The sequence below is a fragment of the Halostagnicola alkaliphila genome (genome assembly GCF_055379965.1).
Window position 1 is genome coordinate 303,397 of record NZ_AP043824.1, and the last position, 25,698, is coordinate 329,094.

Below are 25,698 nucleotides of genomic sequence, written 5' to 3' on the forward strand. Positions count from 1 at the left end.
CCATAACGCGATATTCATCTAGTGCGTGTCTCAGACTATCTTCGAAGAGATTCCACTGACTTTGCATCATTTAGCTGATTCTCTTCTTAAAAACTCTATAATATCCTACGAAGTATATTAGGTCGCTGGAATTACTGAACAGATGTCCAGAATTACGCGACGGCCGTTTTCGGATGGTGCGGACAGTTGAAGCCGATTAATTCGCCGCAGGCTCCCATGAGGAACCTCGTCATCGGTGCCAAAGCGGTAGACGTCGTCGAGCGAATTCGCGTTTACGAGATTCGAAAACGGCCGATCAACTGCGTAGACGGCGACATTCTGAATACGAAGGAGCTGTCCGTCCGATGGAAACTCGTTCGTACCCTGAGGTTTTTGCTCACCCGGTGTGACGTCTCTAACGAGTTCTATGGACTCCCCTTCCGATCTGCCTTCGGTTGACGAACTAACGCGGCGACTTCGGGACGGCCCATACGACGGCATTCGTGACCTTCTACGTGCGTATCATCGCGTTGAATCGGAGCGCCGAAAGGACTTGATTCGGAACGTTCGATCGCTCGCGACGGAACAGACGGCTGCTGTCTCGCCTGTTGTTCCCGATCTCGTCCATTTTTTGACGGATGAGCAACGGGCTGTTCGGCTGACGACCGCGAAGCTATTCGTTACGCTGGCCAAGTCGGATCCGGATTCGGTCATCGGCGTCGTCGACGACTTGGCCGACCGTCTTGGAGACGAAGAAGAATTCTATTACGTGCGGGCACGGTCGGCTGAGGCGATCGGATACGTCGCCGCAGAGTACCCAGCCGAAGTCGCAACTCCCGAACTCCTCGCGGATCTTCGAATCGGATTGTCGTTCGACGAACCGGCGGTCAAAGAAAAGCTGTCCAAAGCGCTCGCATACATCGCGTTCGGGAACCCGGGCCGGTTACGCCATCAAATCTCCGACCTCTCGGAGCATCTCGACGACGAGAACGAACTCGTTCGGTATCACCTCAGTACGGCGATCGTGGCGGTGGGTTGTGATCATCCGAAGCTCTTGTCCGAAGCGATCGACGCGCTTTCGGCTCGCCTCGATGACGAGTGTCCCCACGTTCGCGGACGTGCTGCCGAGGCCCTCGGCTTGCTTATTCGGGACGCTCCGGACACGCCCTCATTCCCGGAGAAACAGCTCGCTACTATGGTTGACAGTAGCGAGGAACCATTTACAATTGAACGGGCCCGTTTTGCCCTGGCTGGCGTTGACGGATCGAATCACCGGTCCGACTCTGCGGACGGGATCGGATCGCTTGACTCGATCCGCGAACGAACGGACGGGATAGTCAACGAAATCACGGCACTCGACGGGGGGTGTCCGCACTGTGGGTTCGCCCTTCCGGAGAGTAGACCGCCGATGTGTCCTCGCTGTGGCGTGCCGTACTAACTCGTCCTGCTTTAGGCTGGCCAAAAAACCGAAACCACTATCACATTTTAGGTTTGCCTAAACATTATGGGACACGACCGGACAACGCAACGCGCCTTAACCCGACGAGACTACGTCACATACGGTAGTGTAGCGATCAGTGGAGGGATACTCGCCGGCTGTACTACTGGGAGGGATAGTGAGCCCGAGATGACACCGAGTTATACCACGACGATGGCCCCGATGGGCGAGGTCGCGTTCGAGGAAGTGCCCGAAACCTGGCTCGCCTTTCTGAGTACGTACGGCGACATGGGTATCGCGCTCGGTCAAGCGGACGGGCTTCGCGGGCTCTGGAACCCCGCTGACGTTCCGACCGAGTTTTACGACTATCTACCGGGGGTCGACGTTTCACTCGATGATGTCACGGCTATCGAGGGTCTAGACAGGGAGACGTTCTATGAATTGGACTGTGATCTCCATCTGATGGACCCCAACTGGCTCGAGGTCATCGTCGACGACTGGGGGCAGGCGGACACGGACGAGATCGCACGCGAGGTCGGCCCCTTCCTCGGGAACTACATCCGTCGACGCGGGGACGACTGGCACGACTACCGGTACTACTCGCTGTACGAGGCCTTCGAGATCGTCGCCGAAGCATTCGACGAGAGCGAGCGATTCGAGGCGCTTCGGGAAGTTCACGACGACTTGCTGTCCCGCGTCCAATCGACCCTCCCATCGACCGAAAAGCGGCCTTCGGTCGGGCTCGTCTCGGTGAACTCGGATTTCGAGGGCGGCTCGTTCTACGTGTATCCGGTCCAAGGCGGCAACAATCACAAGCAGTACCGCGACCTCGAGATGCGGGGAGCCTTCGACGACCACATCGACGGGAGCAACGCACAGTGGGATTACGAGCAGCTCCTCGAGGTGGATCCCGATGCCCTGTTGTTTCAGTACGGCTTCTCGCACGTCTCAACGGCGGAGTTCGATGGTCTGATGGACATCATTCGCGAGGACCCGCTCGGGCGTCAGCTCAGCGCCGTCCAGAACGACCGGCTGTACCGCGGCGGCGCATCCTATCAGGGCCCGATCGTCAACCTGTTTCAGACGGAGGCGGCAGCCAAGCAGTTCTACCCCGAGACGTTCGGTAAGTGGCACGGGATGGAGACGCTCGCCGACGAGGACGAACAACTGTTCGACCGACGGCGGGTTGGGGCTGTCATCGAGGGTGATCTCTGATGACAAGCGTGAGCGAGACGGCGTTTCGGGAGACAGCCGACTACGATTACGACGTTGCCATCGTCGGCGGCGGTCCAGCCGGCTGTTCTGCTGGGGTCTTCATCGCCCGATACGGCCTCGAGACGGTCATCTTCGATCGTGGTCGGTCGTCCATCCAGCGGTGTGCTCACCTCGAGAACTACCTCGGCTTTCCCGCGGGAATCGATATCGAGACCCTCTACGGGTTGATGCACGATCACGCGGAGGGGGCGGGTTGTAAGATTGTTCCGGACTTCGTCGAGTCAGTCGACCGTCTCGAGGCTGAAGAGAACGCTGCATGCGAGTGGACAGGTTTTGTTGTCGAGACTCAGGAAGGACGTCGCGTCACTGCGAGGCGAGTCGTCGCGGCTACCCGCTACGATTGCGAGTACGTGCGCGACCTCGACGAAGACGAAATGATGTACGAGACGTACGAGTACGACGGCGAAGAGCGAGACCGTTTCGACGAGACGTACGCCGAACCCGACGGGACGACCCCCGTTGGCGGGTTCTATGTCGCGTCGCCATCACCGGTCGATTACCAGGCGATTGCGGCCGCAGGGCGGGGCTCGCGAGTCGGCGTTGCGGTCGTCGAGTCCGTTCGCCGGGATCGTGGGTATCCCGAACCACTCACGAACTACTACGACTGGGTACGCCAGGCGGCCGAACTCGAGGCCGAGGAGGACGACGTTCGAAAGCGCGTACACGAGCACTTCGACGACCGTCTTCCCGACCGCAGGTTCGACGAGAAGCGGCTTGCCACTTTGCGAGCCCGAGAGGTCGATCGGCGACTCGAACGGTACGTTGATCGCGACGAGATCGATCGCCGGGCCGAACGTGCCCAACGACGACTCCTCGAGCACGTCGACGACGAGTTGGTTCTCGAGCAAGCACGGAAGATTGCCACAGAGCAGGACGACGGGACCGGCGAGTAACCGTGGGAGGTGAACGGCTTCCGACGTCGAGTAGGCACGGAACTGGTGGCTCGAGCGATTCGAGGATCGTTGGGTACGCTTCGACTGGAGCGTTGCCGTTGGTGACCCCGTTTCGGTGACCTTTGGCGTGCGATTGTCGACGCTTGAGAAAGTGTGAAAGGTCGTCTTCGGTCTGATACGGCTCCGTGTGCGAGAGGAACCGTTCCGGTTGAGAATAAACGGACACGAGGTGAGTCGAGAGTCAGGCCGTCTGAGCTATTCCTCTTCTGTGGTGGTCTGGGGCCCCGTTGAAACGATTTTGGTCACTCTGGGATATTTAGGCTCGCCTAAAATCGGTACGGTTATCAATGTTTAGGCTAGCCTAAAATACATGGTCTGTAATTGTAGTAAGTTCGAATCGCCAACCCGGCGGAATTACGTAAAGTACAGCGCGACGATCGTCAGCGGGAGCCTCCTTGCGGGCTGTACCACCGGCGAAGACGTAACCGATGCGTCGGGAGGAGGTTCCGAGTCGACTGACTCGTACACCGTTTCGATGGAGCCGGCTGGCGACGTTACGTTCGACCGGACGCCCGAGCGATGGGTAGCTTACGACGGCGGGTACGCAGACATGGCGGTCGCGCTCGGTCGGGCAAACGGAATGGCTGGAATCGGCGGCAGAGACCGATATTACACCCACGTTTACGACGAACTCCCAGGGGTCGGCGTCGCCCAAAGCGTCCTCGAGGACTACCCTGAGGTTCGGACGAAAGAGGAGTTTTACGAGTTGGATTGTGACGTCCACCTGTACGATCCGGAGCTACTCATCAACTGGTTCGGTTGGGACGACGACGATGTCGCGGAGATTGCCGACAGGGTCGGGCCGTTTGTCGGGAACTTAATCTTCCGTCGATCGGACGAGTGGCACGATTACCGGTACTACACGCTGTATGAAGCTTTCCAGAAGATCGCCGAGGTGTTCCAAGCGAAAGCGCGTTACGACGCGTTCGCCGAATTGCACGACGAGTTCATCGCGGAGATACATGCCCAACTCCCGCCGGAGGAAGAGCGCCCGAACGTGCTGGTTACTTACAACGAAACGGAGCAGCCGGACTCGTTCTCGCCGTACCGGCTCAATGACGGCGGGACCAGCACCAAACAGTGGCGCGATCTCGGGCCGACCGATGCGCTCAAGGGAACCGGTATCGACCACCTGAGCACGACCGAACGGGGGAATCTCGACTACGAGTGGTTACTTGAGGTCGATCCGGATGTCATCCTCGTCCGCGGTCACGAGCGAAAATCGGCCGCTGATTTCCGGAACACTGTGCTCGCGTATATGCGCGAGCATTCGGCCGGAAATCGCCTCGAGTCCGTCCGGAACGGACGGGTCTACCGCGGCGGGTATCTCAACCAGGGGCCGATTCACAACCTGTTCTTAACCGAACGCGGGGCAAAACAGCTCTATCCGGAGATATTCGGGGAGGTAACCGGTGACGCAGAGCTGTTCGACCGGGAGCGCATCGCGGACATAATCAACGGAGACTTCTGACAATGACATACCAGACCGATACGAACAGGAATAGACAGCCGACACGTCGAGAGTACATGAGGTATGGCAGTGTGGTGGTCGGCGGTGGATTAGTTGCCGGTTGTACGGGAATCGACGATTCGAACTCGTCCGGCACAAACAGTTCTGACGGAGGTGGATACACAGTGACGATGGCCCCTGTCGGCGAGGTCACCTTCGAATCGCCACCGGAGACAATCTTTACGCGGCTGACTCACCTCGCCGGGATGGCGTTCGCGCTCGGGCGGGGTAACGACGTTAACGCAATGCACGCGCCGGACTACTACGACGCGCTGTGGAACCAATTCACGCCGCACCTCGATGGCGTTTCGCTGGATTGGACAGGTCTGTATTCCTCCTGGGAACCGAACAAAGAGAAGCTCTACGAGCTAGACAGCGCCGTTCACCTTGCGGATCCTGCAAGCGTGTTTGCGCTCGGAAGCTGGGATATGGACGATATCGAGGAAATCGGAGACAACATCGGTCCCTGGTTCGGGAACACATTCAGCGATAGAAACGAATCTCCCCCGAACGAGTGGGCTGACCGTTATCGGTATTACACGCTGTGGGACCAATTCGAGCGGGTCGCACAGGTATTCCGTGAGGAGGACCGCTATCAGGCGCTTGCAGACATCCACGCGGACGTGCTCAACACTATAGAAACAACCCTTCCACCGACTGTTGATCGACCGACTGCAGTACTGGTTGGGATGAGCGATATCGAAAATATCTACGCCTACACGTTGAACTCGCCCGGATTTCTGACGGCTCATCTCAGACCACTCGAACCGGTGGGGGCATTCGGCGATGGGCTCTCGTCCGGCGACACGGTTGATATGGAGGCGATGATGGAGGCGGACCCTGCTGTCATCTTCTCTCTGGGCGGGATGCACCCGGATACCGATATGACGGAAATTCGGGAACGCCTCAACGAGCATCCGGTCGCCCGCGAAATTTCCGCAGTCAGGAACGACCGCGTATACGCTCAGGGTGCGCGGTACCAGGGACCGATTCTGAACCTCTTTCAGCTCGAGATGACGGCAAAGCAGCTCTACCCGGAGGAATTCGGTTCGTGGCCCACCTACGAAGAAGGGCGGTATCCTGAGATTCCTGCGGACGAACAGTTGTTCGACCGGCAACGCGTTGCCGATATCGTGAACGGAGATTTTTGACAGGTGGTGAGACGGGATTGGAGACGAGATACCTCACTCGAGTCTGATACGCCGGAACCGGTTGAAACCCGTTCGTGGTAACCCACTCTGTTTGCTATGAGCGTTTGGCGGTGCGGTTCGGATGGGCGTGACCGGCGAGGGTGTATCGTACCGTCGATTCGTAGAGCAACCGGCACATCGTCGAAAAATACGTTCGGCCGATAGCGATTGGCGGTCCCCACACTGTGGGCTTTTCCGGCGTGGAATCGGTCCGCCGATGTGTCCAGATGCGGTGTTTCGTACTGACAACTATTTGTCTTCTTGAGGTTTTGGTCTGCCTAAAATCCGAAACGACTATATTATTTTAGGCCTCCCTAAAATCATGGAGCGTACCTTCGCTCGACGCGAGACAACCAGGTGGAAAAGAGACACGAAGGACGACGAGACGATTTCCGATCGTCAGCCTGCGGCACTTCGTCGTACTGGTGGTGGCTCGCCATGACGACCGAAAACGCCGGTCGCGACGAAACGTCGACGCGACGGCAGTATCTAAAATTCGGTGGATCCGTCGTCGCCGGCGGATTACTCGCCGGGTGCCTGAACAACGATCGGACGGATCAGGAGGAAACAGATTCAAACGAGACGTACACAGCCGCCATGGCTCCGACGGGCGAGATTTCCTTCTCCGAGATTCCGGAAGAAGTGATGGTTTACAGCCTGTTGTACGCCGATATGGCGGTCGCGTACGGGCACGGCGATGCGATCAATTCGCTCGGATTCGACGCCGAAGCGGAGGGACGGGCATTGGACGCCTTTTACGACGTTCTCGAGGATGTTTCGTTCGACGGAAGCGGACTGGCTCAGCTCAACACGGGATCAGGAAGCGTGACGATCGATAAGGAATTAATCTACGAACTGGATTCGGATCTGCATCTCGTCGATCCGTGTCTCGTCTCGTCGATGGACGGATGGGACCACTCCGATGTCGAAGAGATTGAAACCACTATCGGTCCGTGGTTCGGAAATACGTACAGTCGCGAACACGCCCAGCCGCCGGAAGCGTGTCGGGACGAGTATCAATATTACACGCTCTGGGAAATAGCCGAAAAGGTTGCTGCGGTTTTCCGGGCCCAAGATCGATTCGAGGCGCTCTCTGGGGTACACGATGAGGTGATCCAGACGATTCAATCGAATCTCCCACCCGAGAACGAGCGACCGACGGTTGGTTCGATCATCGTTATGGATGAGACGTTTTACCCGTCGGAAACGAACGCCCCAGGATTCGCAACTGCCGATCTCCGTCCACTCGGGGTTCACGATGCCTTCGCAGCTGAGGACGTGACGTACGAGACGGCGTACGATTACGAGATGATGCTCGAGATCGACCCAGATGTCCTCCTGCATCGGTTCGGAATTGCGTCCTACGACGTGGCCACTGTTCGTCAAACGCTCGAGGATCATTCGGTCGCTAGCCAGTTCACTGCCGTCGAGGACGATCGCGTCTACGTGTCGGGGAATCCGATACAGGGGCCGATCATGAACCTCTTCCAGCTCGAAATGGCGGCCAAACAACTGTATCCGGACCAGTTCGGCGAGTGGCCGGGATACGGCGGGGACACGTATCCCGAGGTACCCGAGGACGAACAGCTGTTCAATCGCGAGTACGTCGCAGACGTGGTCAACGGGGATTTCTGAGAATGACGAGTTCCGACGCAAATCGACTCGAGGAACCGACTCGACGAACCTACATCAAGTACGGCGGCGCGATCGCTGGAAGCGGATTGTTCGCCGGTTGTATCAACGGTACCGAGTCCGAGCCGGCGGACTCACCTGCGGAGACGTATTCGGTAGAGATGGAACCGGTTGGGTCGGTCGAACTCGAGGCAGTTCCCGAAACGTGGTTCTCGTACACGGGGGATTATGCCGACATGGGTGTCGCACTCGGACAAGGGGAGGGACTTTCCGCGATCGGCGTTCGTGCCCGTTTCGGGTCCCATTTATACGAAGAGTTACCCGGAGTTTCCGTCAACAAGGGCGATCTCACGGAGCTCTGGCAGGAAGGAACCGGCAAAGAAATCTTCTACGAACTCGACGCGGACGTCCACATCATCGATCCCAACTTCGTGGTCAATCGATTGCAGTGGAGCCAAGACGACGTCGACGAGGTTGGCGAACACGTCGCTCCGTTCGTCGGAAACACGACCTACACGAGTGCCTACGGGTGGCACGATTACGCCGAGTACTCCATGTACGAAGCCTTCGAGAAAATCGCACGGCTCTTCCAGGAACGGGAACGGTACGAGGCGTTCGAGCAGTACCACGACGAGATTCTCGAGGGCGTTCGGGAGCGGCTCCCGGATGAGTCTCCCACTGTCGCGATTCTCTACCCCGAGAACGTTCCTCCCGAGTCGTTTTATCCGTATCGCATCGGATCCGGCACGCAGTCCAAACACTGGAACGACCTGAAGGTCGACGATGCGCTGGCACAGAACGACATCACGGACGCACAGGCGGGTGGAGGGACGATCGATTACGAAACTTTGTTCGAGACCGATCCGGATGCCATCGCGATCAGGCTCCAGGGTGAAATCACAGCGGAGTACTTCGAACAGGAAATCAACTCGCACCTGCAAACCCACAGCATCGCGAGCGAACTTCGAGCAGTTCAGAACGACCGGGTTTTCTACGGCGGGCTAACGTATCAGGGGCCGATTATTCACCTCTTCCAGCTCGAGCGAGCTGCACAGGGGCTTTATCCCGACGAGTTCGGCGACGAACGGTTGTTCGACCGACAACGAGTGGCGGATATAGTCAACGGGGTGCTTTGAATATGGTCGGTGACGCTTCCGGATCGACCGATTACGACGTTATCGTCGTCGGGGGAGGTCCCTCGGGCTGTGCAACGGGGGTGTTCACCGCCCGGTACGGCCTCGAGACCGCCATTTTCGACCGGGGAAACGCGGCGCTCCGCCGGTGTGCGTACCTCGAGAACTATCTCGGCTTTCCCGCAGGTATCGACATCGACGCCTTCTACGATCTGATACACGGTCACGCGAAGGAGGCCGGTTGCGATATCGTCTCGGATTTGGTCGAATCCGTCGATCGAGCCGAAGACGACTCGGCGTTCGTCGTCGAGACACAGGACGGTCAAAGCGTCACTGCCGAGACGGTCGTTGCGGCTGCGTGGTACGACGGTGAGTACCTCCGACCGCTCGGCGGCGACGCGATGTTCGAACGCCACGACCACGACGGTAACGAGCACGAACACTTCGATCCGGACTATCCCGATGCGGACGGACGAACGCCGATAGACGGGCTATACGTCGCCTCACCGGCTGGCGAGCGGAGCGTGCAGGCCATCGTCGCCGCCGGCCACGGTGCACACGTCGGACGGTGCGTGCTCGAGGATCGCCGGCGTGAACGGGGGTATCCCGACGGCGTTACCGAACACTACGACTGGCTCCGTCGGGACGCGGAGTTCTCGGGTGAGTGGGGCGGTCGCGACCGCTGGCGAGAGTGGTTCGAGAACGAGGTCGCCGACGATCACGATATGGAGGACGAACGATTCGTCGAACTTCGCGAGCGGTATATCGACGGGGCGTTCGAGACGCGCGTTTCCGAGGAGGACGTTGAGGAAAGATCAGAGCGCGGAACTCGTCGACTCCTCGAGACGCTCGGAACCGAGCGAGTTCTGGACGCGTTGGATGATCGCGAAATTTTGGAGTACGTCGAGGGCGAAGAGCTCGATGCACTCGATTCAGCATAACCCATTCGGTCGAGAGTGAACTCGACGTCTTCCTAGCCCACCGGTTCGAACTGAGAACGCTACATTTTAGGCTTACCGAAAGCCCGAAAATACTATTATGTTTTAGGCTGACCTAAAAATATGGGCGCTAGTTCACTCGTTCACGATCATACGCAGAACCGTCCTGTCAGGGGCGAGGTGACAGGGGTTCAGAACAGAACTGTCTATCGCGGACGATATCGTCATCGGAGACCCGTTCACAAGCTCTTCCGTTCCAAGCGCGCCACAACACAGCTGTCTTCGGATATTTTCAGTGAAGCGATAGAAGATTCCCAGCTTGTCGTTCGGCAACGGGTTGGAGCTACCGTTAACGGGAACGTATGACCTCGGCTGAACGGTTCGATCATCCGTCGGCACGCCCCCGGCGGATCGCGGCGGACACCCCGGGTCTCTCACGGTGGCCTGTCCGTTCCCGAGGTGGTCGTTCGTGACGATATCTCCCTCGATTTACCACGCACTCGATCGAGTCAACGAGGAACGAACGGACGTCACCGGTACGTTAACCGCGTACGACCGGTTCGAGGCCCGTGTCCGCGAACTGGACCCTGTCGCGTCAGTCGACGCATCCACAGAAATCTCCCAGTGGGATCGTCGTACAGTCTCTGACGCGCGATTACTGAAACGGAACGCAAACGAGACAGCCGAATTAGATCGTATTCGGGAGCTTTTCACGCGGATCATCCGGCCTCAGAGTGTCGCCGATATCGATGAGACGGCGCCGCTTCCCGAACTGATCGAAGCAGAGCTGGGGACAGAAATCTCAATCGCTCTGTCGCCGCCGACATCGAGCGGATTTACCGCCGAGATGAAAGGTGCAATCTGTTCCGCCGTTGGACGCCGAAAAGTCGAACTCGAGACGATGGACCGTGCGCTCAACACCGAGGGCCAGTCGGTTGCCGCCGCGGTGGAGCGCTTCGAAACGACTGTCGATTACGCTGATACAGTACCCGAGCCATCGCTTCTTACGCTCGAGTTCGGCGCGCTTTGCGATCGACACGAGACGCTTTCCGCACACCGTTCTCGTTGCGAGGCGATCGTTCGCGAACGGCAGGAGACCCTTCACGGAACGATACACGGGGAGCAAGGATGTAGCCTCTCTCATTCGGTGCTGACTGGATATCTGTATCGAGAACTCCCGACGTCCTATCCGGTTTTGTCGACTGCCGTCCGTCTCACCGATCTCTGTACAGCTCGAGAACGAACGGTTCGTGACCAACTCACTCGACGCGTATGACTCACCGCTCTCGCTACCTACTCGTCGTCTACATGGCGGCCCAGAGCGAACAGGAGCCGATATCGCCGGGAACTGTCGGCAAGAAACTGAACCGCTCTCCGGCGGCGACGACAGAAATGTTACAGCGACTCGAGGCCAAGGGGTTGCTTACGTACGAACCGTACCACGGCGTGACACTCACAGACGAAGGACGAGACGCAGCCGGTGATCTGTATGAGAAATACGAAGTTCTCTTGCAGTTTTTTCGTGCTGTGCTCGAGGTCGACGAGCCCGAAAAAGAAGCGGCCGAACTCGCAGGGAGCGTGAGTGCTGTGATTACTGACCGACTCGTCGAAACGGTTCTCGACCAGCCCGACAATGGGATACTGGCCGATGATGAGTCGTCGTTATCGACGTTTTCGGACCGATCCTGAACCACGATGATCTCCCATCGGAACGGGGCCACGTGGTCCGATCATCCGTGGTTGATTTTGAGCACTCAAACAACACACTTTTTAATTTAGGCACGCCTAAATACTGGCGATGCCAGACACCACCCGGTCTTCTGATTCGCCCCGAGAGACGACAAACGAACCAGCGAGGCCTGAAATATCGATCTGTGAGAGCTGTCCGGAGAAGGCGGTGTTTCTCGAGTCAGGAAATACAGATGGATGGATTGCCAGCGATACGACCATCGACGTCAATCAATAAGTTCTGGATCAAATCGGTCGTTCAACCGGTTCGTTCCTGTCGCGGTCAGAGTCAGCAGAGAGGCCAATCAGTTCGTCGCAGATTCGAGAACCAGCGTGTCGTCTTCGAGGTAGTGTTCGATGTGGTGGGTGTGTTCTTCGATCGTCTCGAGTTGGTCGCGGAGCATGTCACCGTTCGCGTAGTCGCCGAGGCCTTCCGCGAGTTCGATGTGCTGGCGGTAGCTATCGATAATGTCGCCCATCATGTCGAGATCGTTTGCGAGTGACGTCCGGATATCGTAGACGTCCTCGGCTTCCGGTTCGACCGTGGCGTTCTCAGCGAGGGTCATCATGCTCGCGTGTGGAACGCCGCCAAGCGCCTGAAGCCGTTCGGCAAGATCGTCCGCGGCGATTTCAACGTCCTCGTAGACTTCCTGAAGGAACACGTGAATCTCGAGGAATTCGGCCCCTTCGACGTTCCAGTGGTGCTTGTGGAGTTGGTGATATAGAACGTACGCATCCGCAAGATCGGTGTTCAGAGCGTCGATGATCTGGCTCGCCTTTTCCGAATCGAGTCTGAGCGCGTTTTCTTCGACGGCCGCTGCCTTTTGACGAATCGTTTTCTGTGTGTTTATCACAGCTACTGCTCGGTCTTGCACCAGGATAGATCTTCAAATCCCTTACAATTTTTCACATGGCCTAAAATAGACGGCTGTTTCACCGGTTCCAGACACGAAGTGGTCGTTCCATCAGATTGGTCACTCGACGCTGCAGTAATCTCTTCTCGAGTGTCATCGGTCTCCGCCTCCGCCGACTGTCCCGGGTGAGCTTCGGGGTTGTCCACTCGAGAGTTGGTACACCTCGCTGTTTGTCTGTCTGACTCGCTTCCACAGGTTCTCACAACCGAAACATTCCCACGCTCGCACTGATCGCCGTTTTCACACGATGGTGAGATGATGGGGTGGGGATGAGCCAGCTTTCACTGGGCATCAAAGGGTGAGGCACTTACGTTTGGATTGATAAACTCGAACGATCGCATGAGTACCAAATCGTCAGCGAGGAGGTGTGGACGATGAAAAACGACGAGCCAATCGACTCTTCACAGTCCGTCGAAGCTCTCGAGGACCTGCGTGAGGAAGTCCAATCGGATCCAATCGAACAAACGCGGCTATCGGGACTCTACGAGGAAGCAAGTACCGCTCGAGTTGATCTCTGGAATACTGTTACCGCGTTCATCGACATCGAAAACGGCGAAGCAGTCGTGACGGAAGAATCGAAGCTCGCGGCGGGCAAGTGGGCCCCAGAAATCGTCGACGACTGTGACGTGATGCTAACCGTTGACGTTCAGCACGGGTTGACAGAGCAGATGTTCGAATCGATCATCCAGGAGAAGCTCTCGGAACTGATCGGCGAAGCGACCGATACCGAAAACGACTCTCGATAGTTGACGGACGAGTTCGATTCGATAATTCTGCTCGGTATCGGATTTGGTTTCGCGGCGATCAGTTCCGTTCGCCTTCCCATCCGCGTTCGCTGAACAGCGGACGCCTTTGGGAGTGAGTTTCGGCTCAGGTCATCGCCGAGCAACACGATGACTGAATCGGAAACAGTCAATCAAATATATTTTCTCAAACTCAATTTGAGTCCCGTTCGTCTGTTCGATTGATCATCCGTTGTCTAATATTTCTATTGGTGTTGACTGCTACAGTGTTTACGTTCTTCGATTACACGATTTTGCACCTAAATTAGCAGAGGCTGTGGCTTTTCATCATGTGAGCTATCGGTATAGTCTTATCCAGCACTGTCTGCCAACGCTGACTATTCAATATTGCTTGTATTGACGGTTGAACGTACTCATTCCCTCCTTCTCGTGTTGCTTATCAAACTCGAGCCGTCGACCAGCTCAGCTCTGTCAAATCGTCCTTTGAGTACCCTTTATCTGCTCAGTAAGACTTTTTCATTTTCCGTTCTCGAGTATTTTCAGCCCTCGATGAGCTGTTAATCGATCTCCCATGTCCTGCATATTGAATGGGAAAAATATTTTACTGGTTATCGGCTTAGAGACATCGCTACCGGTTGGTGGTACTACCTTTCGAAGCCATTGATGACTCCTTTGTAAACCGTCTGAATTGAGCACATACCCGTTCTTCCTGTGATGTATTCCTCATCTGTGAGATCCCGACGCTGTGATGGGTTTTCGCTGACCCGAACGTTTGGACTCCGCTATCTGTTTTCATCGTCACAGGTACAAGCAATCTTGTTTACAACCATATGAGTGTAATATATCTGCGAGTCGGTATCACGTCCTCCGTTCGATACTGTAAATATAAAAAAGCGCCTCTCATTGAAACGTTCAGTTGCCTCATTCCCACAGTGTGCGTAGAGCCATTACTAGGCAGGAAACGCTCGTATAGGTGTTTAGCACCGTCTTAAACACTAACTTGTAGTTCTTGTAACTATATTCGTGGGTAGGAGCACCGAAAACGGTAGCGATGTGGCGGTGAGATCGTTTCGGTCGTTCGCCCCGAATAGCTGGTTCCTCGGTTTATTCTCATCACGTGGTTACACCCGGGGCTGACTCACAGCTACCCGTAATTCATATACCGACAACTGTATATGAACGGGGTCCACTAGTAAAAATTACTGAACATGGCTTACTGTGACAACTGTGGTGCACACGTAACAGATCGATATCGGCGCGTCTTTTCGGCAAACGACGGGTCGTTACAGGGGTGTTCGAACTGCCAAAATCAGACTGACATGCTCAATGGTGCCGGCTCGAAGTTGACCGAGTAATGAAATAATCGTGGGCGTACGTTAACGATCGTCGTGCTGATAACGCGTTCGGAGGGTGTATTGTCGCCCGTCTGCTACTCCTCTCGAATCCACTCAGCGGTTCGCTTTAGGCCCTCGCGAAGCGAGACGCTCGGCTCGTATTCGAGATCGGCTCGAGCCGCGGTAATATCTGCTTTGCTGTGACGAATATCACCGTTTCGCCCCTCAGTGTGGATAACCTCAGAGTGTGAGTCGGTTACCTCGATGATCACCTCGGCGAGTTCTCGAACGGTGACGCTGGTTCCGGTACCAATATTGTAGGCTGTTCCGACAGCGTCGGTCGTGGCCGCGCGCAGATTCGCCTGAACCAGATCGTCGATATAGACGAAGTCACGCGTCTGTTTGCCGTCGCCGTGGACCGTGACCGGATCGTTCCGTTCGGCCTGGTCGCAGAAAATGCTGATTACGCCGCTGTAGTCGCCGGCCGTCTGACCCGGGCCGTAGGCGTTGAAATACCGTAGTGAAACGGTTTTGAGCCCGTACAAATCGTGGTACTGTCGAGCGTAATGATCGATCGTTAATTTATCGAGTCCGTACGGGGAGGTCGGCGATTTCGGGTCGCCCTCCGAGATGGGGACGTGCTCCGGCTGACCGTAGATCGCGGCACTCGAGGCGAGTACGACCCTCGCGTCCGATTTTCGAGCGGCCTCGAGCAGATTCAGCGTTCCCCTGGTGTTGATCTCGTGGCTCGTCAACGGATCCTCGACCGAACTTTTGACGCTCACGAGGGCGGCCTCGTGGAATATTAGGTCGACGCCGTCGGTTGCGTTGGCAAGCGCGTCTTCGTCGAGGAGATCCCCCTCGAAAAACGTCGCTTCGTCGGGGACGTTCGCTCGCCGTCCGTTCGTCAGATTATCGAGCACCCGAACGTCGTTGTCCGAAACAAGCGCTTTCGCGAGGTGACTTCCGATAAATCCGGCTCCACCCGTAATGAGAATCGTCTCGTCAGTAACCGCTCCGGGTTGCATAGCAATCAGTAGCAACGCATCGTACGTGAGTTTTCTGGTTCGCGTTCGGGTTCGTTGCGTTTCGGATACTCCGATGTGCGTCGAATCGCGTCGAGCGATTAGTTGAGCGACGGTCCGTGTGGCCATTACGATTTCGTCTCCGTTCCGTCGGGTGGATCGGTTTCTGATCCACCACGATCGTAACTGAACACGTCATTATATGAGAACTAATCGTTTGTTCGGATTCGTCGATGGAACTCGTGTTCGATATTGGCGTTTGGGGCCGTGAACTCGTTGTTAGTTCACCCTCGCGAAATAGCGGGGACGTCACCGTTCGAGGAAACGTTGCTGTGTATACAACTCAAACAGCGATTCGATGTTTACGGAGGTACCGTTGTAATTGCTGCAACTGCCTTAGGAACTGATTCAGGGCCGATATCGACACTCTCCTCAACGGACGGTATAACTCTTAATTCGCCAAAAACTACTGAAATCGTTTCCCGGCGGATCGACGAACGCCGGTCGGCCGACGATTTCTGCACGCGGTCTTATTTCATGTGCGCTCGCGTGCGAAGCTATTGGGGTAGATATTTATTGATACCGCTGATTAGTAGACCTGTGAGTACAACCGAACGAGAACCGACGGTGCTCCTTGCTCCAGATTGGAGCATCGATCGGCTCATGAACGGAGCGATCTATGGACTGTTCGGGGTTCACCTAGTTTTGGTTATTCTCGCACACGCGACTACCTCGGTACCAGCGTGGTATCTCGCGGGTTCTTGTGTCTTCCTCGGTGGTGTTCTCGGCTGTCGTTACTCCGTGGAAGCCTTCCAAGACCCCGAAACCATCCAGTCGGGCATTCTCACAGCGCTCGGCTTCACCCTCGTTATCTTGGCCATCATTTATCAGGCTGTTTCGACGGGCTTCGGTTTCGGCCGGTACCGAACGCCTGCAGTCATCGGGGCATTTTTGCTCATTATTACCTTCATGCTCGTCGTCAGCGACCCGAGAGAATTTACGATCGCCGAATGGACCGTGTTTGGCTGCTTCGTGGTTTTCACAGGTATCTACGTTCTTCGAACCCTTGCGTTTCACCCCACAAGTGCGCAGGCTCGGTGGCCGTTGTGGGCGATGATCGTGATGGGAAGTAGCCTGTTCGTGATCCCGAAACTCGTTCCCGAACGAGTGTTCATCTGGTTTCTGTCTCGTCTGGCGGCAGTCGTCGTACTGGCGGGTCTGGTTACCTACGCCGTCGGCGACTACACGGTGTGGATTTTCGAGATCCAACAGTGGACGGACACCCCGTCGGTTCCGGGGATCGAAACCGACGCCACGACGCTTCGTTCGATCTTTCCGAACCCGAACTCCTTCGGTTTACTTTCCTTTGCTGGCTTTGTCGCTGCGTTCGTCGAGTTCCATCGCTCCATCGTCGCCCGTCGACCACTCGGTTCGATCATCGCCCTCGGTCTCACGGGAATCTGCGGTCTCGGACTGTTCTTATCGAACGCTCGAGCGGCAATGCTCGCCGCGGCAGTCACCGCGGCGATCTACGCGGTGTACGCCATTGGTGGTCGAATTACCGTTCCGATAATGGTTATCGCAGGCTCTCTCGGCGTCTGCGGATTGCTCGCCGGAATGTACACGAACGTTATCGATATCTCCGCAACGAACAGATTCGAACTCTGGCGCGCGAGTCTTGCTGCGGTCCGTGACGGTCCGTTGCTATTGGGACACGGAAATCTCGCACCGAGTAACGCTATTGAACCGTACCTTCCTAGCGATCTCTCGGCGTCGCCGCACAACTCGTATCTTTCGGTACTCGTCCAGACAGGAATCATCGGGAGTCTCGCGTATTTGGGTATCATTGGCGGGAGCATCGTGGCTGGTCTGATCAATTTCCGCGATGTCAACGTCGCGATGCTCGCGTTTGCAATCGGCTGGGCTGTACATCAGCTGTTCGAATCCTATACGCTCTTTCAGTGGTCGATAGGTGCCGTGATCGCGACGCTAGCGATCGGATATCTCCTCCAGGGGGTTCGATCGAATTGAACCGCTGGAGTCAACGCCAGAACGGCTCACGTTTCCGTTGCGTTACTGGAATTGTTCGCCCCACTGGACGGCGTTGTACTCGCGACCACACCTGTCATGTTTGTTACTATGGGTCGGATCTGGAGCCTTCTGCATCCGGAAGACGGCGCCTGAGTCGAACCGTTATCGGATCGAGAACTCGTACCAATGACGGCGCTAAACAGTCTATTAATCGTGCCGAAATGCTAGCTTCGACCCATTAGATAATTGATTCCCGAGTAGATATTTGTCTCCACTACAATTGAACTGGACCATCACACAAGCTTTAATATAATCAAACCCAAATTAAATTTGTTGAATGGTATTTCGTTGGAAGCACGGTGGAGTAACCGCCGGTGGAACGGTACTGCTCGCACTCGTGGCTGGGCTCGTTGGAAGCTACCTGACCGGAACGCCGATGACACTTACGACCGATCAGGCGATCTCGGTGGTGCTTGTCGGTGTAGTCGTCGGGATAACGCTTGCACCATTGTACGTCCCGCGCCCGCGATCGGTGAGAACGCTGGTTAGACAAACAGGACAACAGGTCGTGGTCGCCTGTCTCGTCCTCGCAAGTCTGGGATCCGTTGGGATTACCGCCGCACCTCCACTCCAGACGACGATTCTGCTTGGTGTACTTCTCGGCGTAACGTTGCCGATTTGGTACGGGAGACGCCAGCGTCGCGCGAATCCCCGACGAGTGGTGGTCGTTGGCGACGACCCCTCCTTGATCGAGTCGGCTATTCAGTCGCTTCCGGTCGCGCCGATCGGCTTCCTCTCGCCGCTCCAGATCGACCGGGCTGTCGAGATAACGCATTCGACGCCGTCGATCGAGAACACTCCGGAGACGGTCGTCGCAACCGACGGCGGGCTGTCCGCAGCCGACCGGATCGACTCGATATCCGGCGTCGATCGACTGAGCGGACTCTCGAGGCTCGAGCACGTCCTCAAACAGCGCGATATCGACACCGTCACGCTCGCGTTTTCTCACGCCGATCGTGAGGAGTGTTTTGGCGTGTTGCGAACCTGTCGTGACCAGGGTGTCGACGCCCTCGTTCACGAGTCGATCGCGGACCAAGTCCTCGACGGCGAGGAAGTCGGTACCGAGTTGGTGCGGGCCGAAATCGAACCGTGGCCGTGGTACAGTCGGGTTGCCAAGCGGGCGTTCGATCTGGCGTTCGCGACCGTTGGAGTGATCGTGTTGGCGCCGCTAATCTTGCTCATCGCAGTCGCGATCAAGTTGGATTCTCCCGGGCCGGTGTTGTACAATCAGACGAGGTCCGCTGCACTTGGAGAAACCTTTACGCTCGCGAAATTCCGGAGTATGGTTACGAACGCGGAGACCAACGGGGCTCAATTGAGCGAGGAGGATGCCGGCGGCGTTGATCCGCGCGTTACGCGAGTCGGACGCATCCTTCGAAAGACCCACATGGACGAGATTCCGCAGCTGTTCTCGATCCTCAGCGGCGAAATGAGCGTCGTCGGCCCGCGGCCGGAGCGCCCGGAAATCGACCGCGAGATTGCGGCCGACGACGTCGATTGGTCCAAACGCTGGTTCGTAAAGCCCGGTCTGACCGGTATCGCGCAGGTCAACGACGTTACCGGCTTTCAGCCCGAGAAAAAACTCGAGTACGATCTCGAGTACGCCCAGCGTCAATCGCTCGGGCTGGACGTAAAGCTCGTCGTACTGCAAGTGACGTCGGTCCTCAAAGACGTGATCGAGCTAGTATCGAATCGGATGGGTGACAATATCGACAAGGATTCGAGTCCGAAATGACGACGTTGCGCTAACGGGTATAGCGATGGACACGACACCGCTTGCAAAGCGGATGTACTGGTGGATATGACGCTTGTAAAAATGGATGTACTGCTGGAGTGGACTACTGATCTTCCCAACCGAGCGACGTTGGGGAGAGTACCTCTCCGCGACAGGGTTATCGATTCGGGAACAACGAGTGCGACGAGAGACAGATGATTGAAAGTACACTACTAGTAGCGCTCATCGCGTCGGTGGTACTGTTGCTATGGACATATTTCCTTTACCCCGCGTTCCTGTTCGTCTGGGTTTTCCTCACGTCGGAGACGGACCGGACCGAGCCGGACGAGCTTCCGTCGGTGGCTCTCGTGATCGCTGCGTACAACGAGGAAGCGGTGATCGCCGAGAAAATCGAAAACAGTCTCGAGCTCGACTATCCGACCGATCGATTCTCTATCGTCGTCTTCTCGGATGCGTCGTCCGATCGAACGGACGAAATCGTTCGCTCGTACGAAGACGAGGGAGTGGAATTGATCCGGATCGAGGGCCGCGTTGGCAAAACTGAATGCCAGAACAGAGTCGCTGAACGACTGGACGAAGAAATCATCGCCTTTTCGGATGCAAACAGCATGTACGAACCCGACGCGATCATGGAGCTCGTCCGCGGGTTCGAGTCGGATGTCGGCTGTGTCGTCGGCGAACTCAAGTACCGTGATTCGAGTGATGTCGAGGGGGAATCGTTCTACTGGAAGTACGAATCCGCGATCAAACAACTCGAGTCAACGATTCACTCGACGGTTGCCGGAAACGGTGCCATTTACGCCGTTCGCAACAGCTCGTACGTCCCGCTCTCGAGGGATACGATCAGCGACTTCGCCGAACCGTTAGCTATCGTTAGCAACGGGGAAAAAGCAGTGTACGCGAAAGATGCAATAGCCTGGGAGAGTACGGCCGAACAGGTTGAAGAGGAACTCAGCCGTCGGAGTCGGATCGTAACGCGTTCGTGGCACACCATCGCAAAATTTGGACGCCTTCTAAACCCGGTTTCGTATCCGCTCTTTTCGCTCCAACTGTTCTCCCACAAAATTCTCCGATGGCTTTCTCCGATCCTTCTGGCGGGTGCTATCGTCTCTAACCTGGGACTCGTTCTCGTTTCGGCAAGCCCGGTTTATGTCGCTTTGTTAGGAGCACAGCTCCTATTCTACTCGCTGGCGGCGGTCGGCGCTATTCACGATCGAATGGGGCTCTTGAATCCGATCGTCACCTACATCCCGTACTACTTCCTTACGTCGAATTACGGAATGTTGGTCGGCCTCTGGAACTTCGTCGCCGGACAGAATATCGTGACCTGGGATACCGCCACTCGAAAAACGAACTAACACGCTCTCACTCCAATGACACACGCTGTTCATCTCACATCGGTTCACTATCCGTTCGATCCCCGAATCTTTCACAAGCAACTGCGGTCGCTCTCCGCGGAGGGGTATCGAACGACGCTGCTCGCCCATCACGAGGAATCGACGACCCGAAATGGCATCCGCGTTCGGTCGGTCGGAGATGTTGACTCCCGACGCGAGCGCTGGCAGAATCTGCCGTCCCTTTATCGAACGGCAAAACGTATAGATGCGGACGTATACCACTTTCACGACCCGGAACTCCTCCCCATCGGGATACTCCTCTCACGAACTACTACAGCGAAGGTCGTCTACGATGTCCACGAAGACTACACGGACGCCATCCGGGTACGTGAGTGGATACCCGACGCGGTCAAACCGACCCTCACGACGCTCTTCCCGAAACTCCAATCGAAAGCAATCCAACTGTTGGATATGGTCGTGACGGCGGACGAGTCGACGGCTCGGAAACTCAAGACGAAACACAGTGTCCCTGTCACGACGGTCCGCAACTTGCCTCGAACGAACGATATTGACATTCGCGACATCGACGTCGAACGTTCGACCGACTACGTCCTGGCGTACGTCGGTGGACTGGATCGCGAGCGTGGATTGCTGAACATGTTACAGACCACAGCACGGTTGCGGGAGGCTGGCCTGGATGTTAGCTTGTGGCTCATCGGACCGTTCCAGGACGACGAAATCGAACGCGAAGCGAGGGCGTTCATGCACCGGGAGGGGATCACCGACTCCGTCCGTCTCTTCGGCTACGTCGATTACGACGATATCTTCTCGTACCTCTCGCTCGCCGATATCGGCCTTCTCCTCGTCGACGAGGAACGGTTCGAACGGAACGTGCCGACGAAGTTTTTCGAATATATGTACTGCGAGTTGCCAGTCGTCTCGACCGAGGTCGCCTCCCTCGAGCGCGTTTTCGACGACGACTACTGTCTCACGGTGTCCGAGGATCGCCTCGATGCGGCCGTCGGTCCGATCGCTGACCTCCTCGAGGACGATCGTCGCCGACAGCGAATGGGAGATGCCGCTCGCGAAAGCGTCACCTCGGAGTTCAGTTGGGAGGTCGAAAAAGACCGTTTGCTACACGCGTACCAGTATCTGGTCGACACGTAGTTTCTGGTCGAACGAACCGAGTTCGGCAAGTACTGACCCCAGTTGGAAATGGTGAACTGTGCGCGATCGAGTATCGGTCCCGGTGTGTGCCGCCAATCGCTTATTCTTCGCTGGAAATCGGTTCATATCCCAGGTCTCAGTTACTCGAACGGCGCACGAATAATAGAGTCCGCTGGCATTCGGTGTGAATCGGGGTCACAAAAATCGAGTCGGTCGACAGCCTCGGCGGCTCTGAAGGAATGATTCGTTTCGTTTCCAGTCGTGTGTGCCGTGTATTGCCCGTCGGCCAGAAGCGCGTACATTGCCAGTGGTCCGGTGTCTCCTCGGTCGGGATTCTGGAAATACTTCCGGTAGAGTACCTGTGCGTAGGGCCGAAGCCGCGAGGTCTTCACTTGCTCTTTCACCCTCATTGGTATCGACGATTCTGATTCTGATTTGGCTGCATCGGCCGAATCAATATCGGCGAGCGTGCTGTAGAGTGCGGCGCTGTACGCTTCGATCAACGATTTGTCGCGTCGACGATCTTCGGGAAGGGTTTCGAAAAATTCCACTAACTGTCGATCAGCCATCGGATACCAGTAGTCGTACTCGAAGAGATCGTATGCGATCCAGTCTTGATACAGGTACTTCGATTGACGTTCCCGTTGTTCCCAGTGGGCGTACTCGGCGAGCCAATCGGTACTTCGGTTCGGCAATCGGTCGGAGATACGCTCCTTGAGGACGGATTCCAATGTTTCGCTCGAGGGCCAGATCGAGTAGTGTTCGTCGAAGATGTACTCGATGAGTTGGTCTCGAGACGACGGAGACGGGGGAAGGTGACTGCCAACGCCACCGATCGTCTGCCCCGAAACGATGAACGCATCGTCATCGATCCGGGAGTCGGTTTCAAGTTCCACTAAGGCGGGAAGTACCTGAACGCCTGGAATCGAATCGAGATTGAACGCGCGGTCGTAATAGTCGTTCCAGATATCTGAGTCGTACAACTCGTTCCACATCTGGGGCGTGTATTCGACGAACACGCACTCGATGTCGAGGTTCGCTGCGATTTCCTGTGCCATCACCGGGTCGACGCCGTCCGGTTTTCCGAAGGTGAACGCGATGATGTTATCGTACCCTTGCTTGAGGAGCGAACAGAGCATCACTCTGGAATCGTGACCACCGCTGAGAGAGACACAAATTTGGCGCCCATCAGCGGCCGTGATGACGCGTTGGGAGATATCGTCCATCACGCTGTCCAGTTCCGTTATCGCCTCCCGTTTCGTGTACCGCTGGGGGGTGGGATAATAATCCGAATAGGATCGTACCGTTACCCCCGATCTCGAGAGGCTAACGCTGGTTCCCGCCTCGAGTTGCTTGAGCTCGGGATGAAGCGTATCCGATCCGGTCACGTAACTCGCGGTCAGAAACTCTCGCTCGGCAAAGGGGTCGAATTCAGCTGACTCGACGTCACCAACGACCGCTTGGGACGTCTCACCGATACGGACCGGATCCGTTGTATAGAACAGCGGATGACTTGCGCAGTGATCGACCGCGGCACAGATTCGTTCTTCCAGATGGACGATTACTGAAAAGTAACCTCTGAGCGACGAAACGAACTCGTGAAACGCCGCTTCAGAAGAGAGGCCCCGTAATTTCGCTTCGAGGTCGTTCGTCTCGAGGTATTCTCCGTTCCGGAAGGCATGGCCTCGAGCGGAGACGCTGTCGATGGACGACTTGCCGCCGTCTCGGTGAAGTCGGATAGACATATCAACAACCCACTCTCTATCTCACGTGGCTGTCCATATTAATGGGTTTGGTTACGATATCGATGTTCGCAGGCTGACCTGTCTCTTCTACCGTTTATGCAGGTAATCTGAGGTCGAGTTACCGATCATCGCGCCTGTTTGTTTGTCGGTGCGAACGAGAACACCTCTGATTGCAGAATTTTGCTGTACCAACTCATTGTTGACCGAATTCGGCTGCGACCGAACATCCGCTGTTATCGTCTTCGATCAGCATGTTTATCATGATTAGAAGACCAATTGGTGACCATAGTGTCGGTATCTATCGAATCAAATCTGGTTCGTGTCTATGAGCCTTAGGAAAAAAATCGTCTCCGGATTTTCGGCCGAGCTAGTGGCGCAATTATTCGGCGTTATATTCAGCGGTTTGCTGCTGGTTATTCTCGCTCGATTGCTTTCCGCAGAACAGTACGGATTGTTGTACCTATCGATCTCTATATTCTCGGTTATTATACTGCTTACGAGCTTCGGATTCTCGCGGTCGGCGGCGAGATATATCACGAATTATGAGGAGAACGATCCCGGACAGATTCCGTATATCATACGGGCGTCGTTGCTATACTGTGCCGTGGCATTATTGCTGGTCGGTTTTTCGTTTACAGTGTTTCGCGAACAGATCGCTCACTGGCTTGGTGAGCCAGATTTACAACCGCTATTGCTCGTCGGGATTCTGTACGTCATCTTCTATAGTTTCGTTGAGTACTGTCGTCGGATTTTCCAGGGGTTCAAGAGCATTAAGAAGAGCGCGACCCTTCACGTCGTGAACACGTCGTTCAAGTTCGTGTTCGTCGTTTTGTTGGTGGTGATCGGGTTCGATGCTGTCGGTGCTTTGGTCGGGTACGTTGTCGGATTAGTCGTCACATCGGTGTTCGGCGCCGTATTACTTTATCGCACGGTCACTAGCTACAAGACTTCCGCGAAGGTTGAACCGGGATTGCGCCGCAAATTGTTCGAGTACAGTCTGCCAATCACGCTTACGTCCAGCGGAACGGTCCTCATTAAACGTGTCGACGTGATCCTGATCGGATTCTTTCTCAATCCTGTTGCAGTCGGGTACTACACGGTTAGCAAGCAGATAATCGATTTCGTCGTCAAACCGGCGAACTCGCTTGGCTTCTCGATATCCCCTCGATATTCGGAGCAAGTATCGAACGGGAATTACGGCCAGGCGGCGACGCTCTATCAAGATGCGTTACACAGTATGGTGCTTCTCTACGCCCCGGCGGCGATCGGGCTGTTTCTCGTCGCCGACCCGGCTGTAACGCTTATATTCGGTCAGGAGTACCACGGTGCAATACCGGTTGTTCAGGTATTTTCGTTCTACGTGCTCATTCAGGCAATTAGTTACGTGACCGGTAGTGGACTGGATTATCTCGGAAAAGCGAAGTACCGCGCGGTCCTAAAGGGGACGATAGCAGTCGGAAACGTGATCCTCAACATTATACTGATCCCGACCATCGGAATTACCGGTGCCGCTCTGGCGACGGTACTAACGTATGGATTCTACGTGACCGGGAACGTCTATTTGATGCACCGCGAACTTCCGCTCGATTGGCCGGAAATACTCGCGAACACGACCAAGGCGCTCCTGATTGCTTCGGTAATGGGTGCTATCGTGTTCGCACTTTCGGCGTATATTACAGGCTATCTCTCTTTGATAGCCGTCATCGGAACCGGGATCGCTATCTGGGCGGCCCTCAGTATCGCAACCGGCGTGATCGAGCCCCAGGAAATCAGATCACATATGGGGATCTAACCTCGTGATCCACTTTCCTCCCTCACCAGATCTGAGACG

General features: G+C 56.0%; 20 protein-coding genes. 17 read left to right on the forward strand and 3 right to left on the reverse strand.

Annotation, left to right across the window (positions count from 1 at the left end; all coding sequences use genetic code 11):
* Positions 1–406: 406 nt before the first annotated feature.
* The 10 genes from ACZ5C7_RS01245 (at position 407) to ACZ5C7_RS01290 (ending at position 11,737) form a co-directional block, all read left to right on the forward strand.
* A complete protein-coding gene (locus ACZ5C7_RS01245; protein ID WP_464374580.1) occupies positions 407–1,417 on the forward strand; it encodes a HEAT repeat domain-containing protein in 1,011 nt (336 codons plus the stop codon).
* Between the two features lie 66 nt (positions 1,418–1,483).
* Positions 1,484–2,632, forward strand: a complete 1,149-nt coding sequence (locus ACZ5C7_RS01250) for an ABC transporter substrate-binding protein (protein WP_464374581.1) — start codon at positions 1,484–1,486, stop codon at positions 2,630–2,632.
* The gene (locus ACZ5C7_RS01255) at positions 2,632–3,585 is read left to right on the forward strand and encodes an FAD-dependent oxidoreductase (RefSeq protein WP_464374582.1); all 954 of its coding nucleotides are present in this window, start codon (positions 2,632–2,634) and stop codon (positions 3,583–3,585) included. Before ACZ5C7_RS01250 ends, ACZ5C7_RS01255 begins: the two co-directional genes overlap by 1 nt.
* A gap of 370 nt (positions 3,586–3,955) precedes the next feature.
* Positions 3,956–5,116 carry an ABC transporter substrate-binding protein gene (locus ACZ5C7_RS01260; protein WP_464374583.1) on the forward strand — a complete coding sequence of 387 codons (1,161 nt, stop codon included), beginning with the start codon at positions 3,956–3,958 and terminating at the stop codon, positions 5,114–5,116.
* 2 nt (positions 5,117–5,118) lie between these two features.
* Positions 5,119–6,306 (forward strand): ABC transporter substrate-binding protein, encoded by a 1,188-nt coding sequence (locus ACZ5C7_RS01265; protein WP_464374584.1) that lies wholly within the window; start codon positions 5,119–5,121, stop codon positions 6,304–6,306.
* Between the two features lie 477 nt (positions 6,307–6,783).
* Complete coding sequence (locus ACZ5C7_RS01270) at positions 6,784–7,980, forward strand: ABC transporter substrate-binding protein (RefSeq protein WP_464374585.1); 1,197 nt, start codon at positions 6,784–6,786, stop codon at positions 7,978–7,980.
* 2 nt (positions 7,981–7,982) lie between these two features.
* Positions 7,983–9,113 (forward strand): ABC transporter substrate-binding protein, encoded by a 1,131-nt coding sequence (locus tag ACZ5C7_RS01275; protein ID WP_464374586.1) that lies wholly within the window; start codon positions 7,983–7,985, stop codon positions 9,111–9,113.
* A gap of 2 nt (positions 9,114–9,115) precedes the next feature.
* A complete protein-coding gene (locus ACZ5C7_RS01280; RefSeq protein WP_464374587.1) occupies positions 9,116–10,051 on the forward strand; it encodes an NAD(P)/FAD-dependent oxidoreductase in 936 nt (311 codons plus the stop codon).
* Positions 10,052–10,517: 466 nt separating this feature from the next.
* Complete coding sequence (locus tag ACZ5C7_RS01285) at positions 10,518–11,324, forward strand: DUF7260 family protein (RefSeq protein WP_464374588.1); 807 nt, start codon at positions 10,518–10,520, stop codon at positions 11,322–11,324.
* The gene (locus ACZ5C7_RS01290; protein WP_464374589.1) at positions 11,321–11,737 is read left to right on the forward strand and encodes a metal-dependent transcriptional regulator; all 417 of its coding nucleotides are present in this window, start codon (positions 11,321–11,323) and stop codon (positions 11,735–11,737) included. Before ACZ5C7_RS01285 ends, ACZ5C7_RS01290 begins: the two co-directional genes overlap by 4 nt.
* Positions 11,738–12,081: 344 nt before the next feature.
* Here the strand turns inward: ACZ5C7_RS01290 and dpsA are convergent, their stop codons facing one another.
* A complete protein-coding gene (gene dpsA / locus ACZ5C7_RS01295) occupies positions 12,082–12,627 on the reverse strand; it encodes a DNA starvation/stationary phase protection protein DpsA (RefSeq protein ID WP_464374778.1) in 546 nt (181 codons plus the stop codon).
* Between the two features lie 437 nt (positions 12,628–13,064).
* Between dpsA and ACZ5C7_RS01300 the strand changes: the two genes are divergently transcribed.
* Together ACZ5C7_RS01300 and ACZ5C7_RS01305 are read left to right on the forward strand one after the other, a co-directional pair.
* The gene (locus tag ACZ5C7_RS01300; protein ID WP_464374590.1) at positions 13,065–13,436 is read left to right on the forward strand and encodes a hypothetical protein; all 372 of its coding nucleotides are present in this window, start codon (positions 13,065–13,067) and stop codon (positions 13,434–13,436) included.
* 1,205 nt (positions 13,437–14,641) lie between these two features.
* Positions 14,642–14,788 carry a DUF7563 family protein gene (locus ACZ5C7_RS01305; protein ID WP_459890885.1) on the forward strand — a complete coding sequence of 49 codons (147 nt, stop codon included), beginning with the start codon at positions 14,642–14,644 and terminating at the stop codon, positions 14,786–14,788.
* Positions 14,789–14,862: 74 nt separating this feature from the next.
* On the opposite strand, the gene ACZ5C7_RS01310 is transcribed toward ACZ5C7_RS01305, so the two are convergent.
* Positions 14,863–15,795, reverse strand: coding sequence for an NAD-dependent epimerase/dehydratase family protein (locus tag ACZ5C7_RS01310; RefSeq protein ID WP_464374779.1), 933 nt, complete (start codon positions 15,793–15,795; stop codon positions 14,863–14,865).
* A 597-nt stretch (positions 15,796–16,392) separates the two neighbouring features.
* Here ACZ5C7_RS01310 and ACZ5C7_RS01315 point away from each other — a divergent pair.
* The 4 genes from ACZ5C7_RS01315 to ACZ5C7_RS01330 all read left to right on the forward strand — a co-directional run bounded on the left by ACZ5C7_RS01315 (position 16,393) and on the right by ACZ5C7_RS01330 (position 22,122).
* Positions 16,393–17,823 (forward strand): O-antigen ligase family protein, encoded by a 1,431-nt coding sequence (locus ACZ5C7_RS01315; RefSeq protein WP_464374591.1) that lies wholly within the window; start codon positions 16,393–16,395, stop codon positions 17,821–17,823.
* 337 nt (positions 17,824–18,160) lie between these two features.
* Positions 18,161–19,618, forward strand: a complete 1,458-nt coding sequence (locus ACZ5C7_RS01320) for a sugar transferase (RefSeq protein ID WP_464374592.1) — start codon at positions 18,161–18,163, stop codon at positions 19,616–19,618.
* A gap of 194 nt (positions 19,619–19,812) precedes the next feature.
* On the forward strand, positions 19,813–20,976 hold the full coding sequence (locus ACZ5C7_RS01325; RefSeq protein WP_464374593.1) for a glycosyltransferase family 2 protein: 1,164 nt from the start codon (positions 19,813–19,815) through the stop codon (positions 20,974–20,976).
* A gap of 15 nt (positions 20,977–20,991) precedes the next feature.
* Positions 20,992–22,122 (forward strand): glycosyltransferase, encoded by a 1,131-nt coding sequence (locus ACZ5C7_RS01330; protein ID WP_464374594.1) that lies wholly within the window; start codon positions 20,992–20,994, stop codon positions 22,120–22,122.
* A 140-nt stretch (positions 22,123–22,262) separates the two neighbouring features.
* Here ACZ5C7_RS01330 and ACZ5C7_RS01335 read toward each other — a convergent pair whose 3' ends face one another.
* A complete protein-coding gene (locus tag ACZ5C7_RS01335) occupies positions 22,263–23,867 on the reverse strand; it encodes an asparagine synthetase B family protein (protein ID WP_464374595.1) in 1,605 nt (534 codons plus the stop codon).
* A gap of 325 nt (positions 23,868–24,192) precedes the next feature.
* Between ACZ5C7_RS01335 and ACZ5C7_RS01340 the strand changes: the two genes are divergently transcribed.
* Positions 24,193–25,659, forward strand: a complete 1,467-nt coding sequence (locus ACZ5C7_RS01340; protein ID WP_464374596.1) for a lipopolysaccharide biosynthesis protein — start codon at positions 24,193–24,195, stop codon at positions 25,657–25,659.
* The last annotated feature ends 39 nt before the right edge of the window (positions 25,660–25,698 follow it).

What these genes read in the sequence shown, in the direction of transcription:
- ACZ5C7_RS01245 (WP_464374580.1), top strand. Translation starts at nt 407, where the DNA reads ATGGACTCCCCTTCCGATCTGCCTTCGGTTGACGAACTAACGCGGCGA.
- ACZ5C7_RS01250 (WP_464374581.1), top strand. Translation starts at nt 1,484, where the DNA reads ATGGGACACGACCGGACAACGCAACGCGCCTTAACCCGACGAGACTAC.
- ACZ5C7_RS01255 (WP_464374582.1), top strand. Translation starts at nt 2,632, where the DNA reads ATGACAAGCGTGAGCGAGACGGCGTTTCGGGAGACAGCCGACTACGAT.
- ACZ5C7_RS01260 (WP_464374583.1), top strand. Translation starts at nt 3,956, where the DNA reads ATGGTCTGTAATTGTAGTAAGTTCGAATCGCCAACCCGGCGGAATTAC.
- ACZ5C7_RS01265 (WP_464374584.1), top strand. Translation starts at nt 5,119, where the DNA reads ATGACATACCAGACCGATACGAACAGGAATAGACAGCCGACACGTCGA.
- ACZ5C7_RS01270 (WP_464374585.1), top strand. Translation starts at nt 6,784, where the DNA reads ATGACGACCGAAAACGCCGGTCGCGACGAAACGTCGACGCGACGGCAG.
- ACZ5C7_RS01275 (WP_464374586.1), top strand. Translation starts at nt 7,983, where the DNA reads ATGACGAGTTCCGACGCAAATCGACTCGAGGAACCGACTCGACGAACC.
- ACZ5C7_RS01280 (WP_464374587.1), top strand. Translation starts at nt 9,116, where the DNA reads ATGGTCGGTGACGCTTCCGGATCGACCGATTACGACGTTATCGTCGTC.
- ACZ5C7_RS01290 (WP_464374589.1), top strand. Translation starts at nt 11,321, where the DNA reads ATGACTCACCGCTCTCGCTACCTACTCGTCGTCTACATGGCGGCCCAG.
- ACZ5C7_RS01300 (WP_464374590.1), top strand. Translation starts at nt 13,065, where the DNA reads ATGAAAAACGACGAGCCAATCGACTCTTCACAGTCCGTCGAAGCTCTC.
- ACZ5C7_RS01305 (WP_459890885.1), top strand. Translation starts at nt 14,642, where the DNA reads ATGGCTTACTGTGACAACTGTGGTGCACACGTAACAGATCGATATCGG.
- ACZ5C7_RS01310 (WP_464374779.1), bottom strand. Translation starts at nt 15,795, where the DNA reads ATGCAACCCGGAGCGGTTACTGACGAGACGATTCTCATTACGGGTGGA.
- ACZ5C7_RS01320 (WP_464374592.1), top strand. Translation starts at nt 18,161, where the DNA reads ATGGTATTTCGTTGGAAGCACGGTGGAGTAACCGCCGGTGGAACGGTA.
- ACZ5C7_RS01325 (WP_464374593.1), top strand. Translation starts at nt 19,813, where the DNA reads ATGATTGAAAGTACACTACTAGTAGCGCTCATCGCGTCGGTGGTACTG.
- ACZ5C7_RS01330 (WP_464374594.1), top strand. Translation starts at nt 20,992, where the DNA reads ATGACACACGCTGTTCATCTCACATCGGTTCACTATCCGTTCGATCCC.
- ACZ5C7_RS01335 (WP_464374595.1), bottom strand. Translation starts at nt 23,867, where the DNA reads ATGTCTATCCGACTTCACCGAGACGGCGGCAAGTCGTCCATCGACAGC.
- ACZ5C7_RS01340 (WP_464374596.1), top strand. Translation starts at nt 24,193, where the DNA reads ATGAGCCTTAGGAAAAAAATCGTCTCCGGATTTTCGGCCGAGCTAGTG.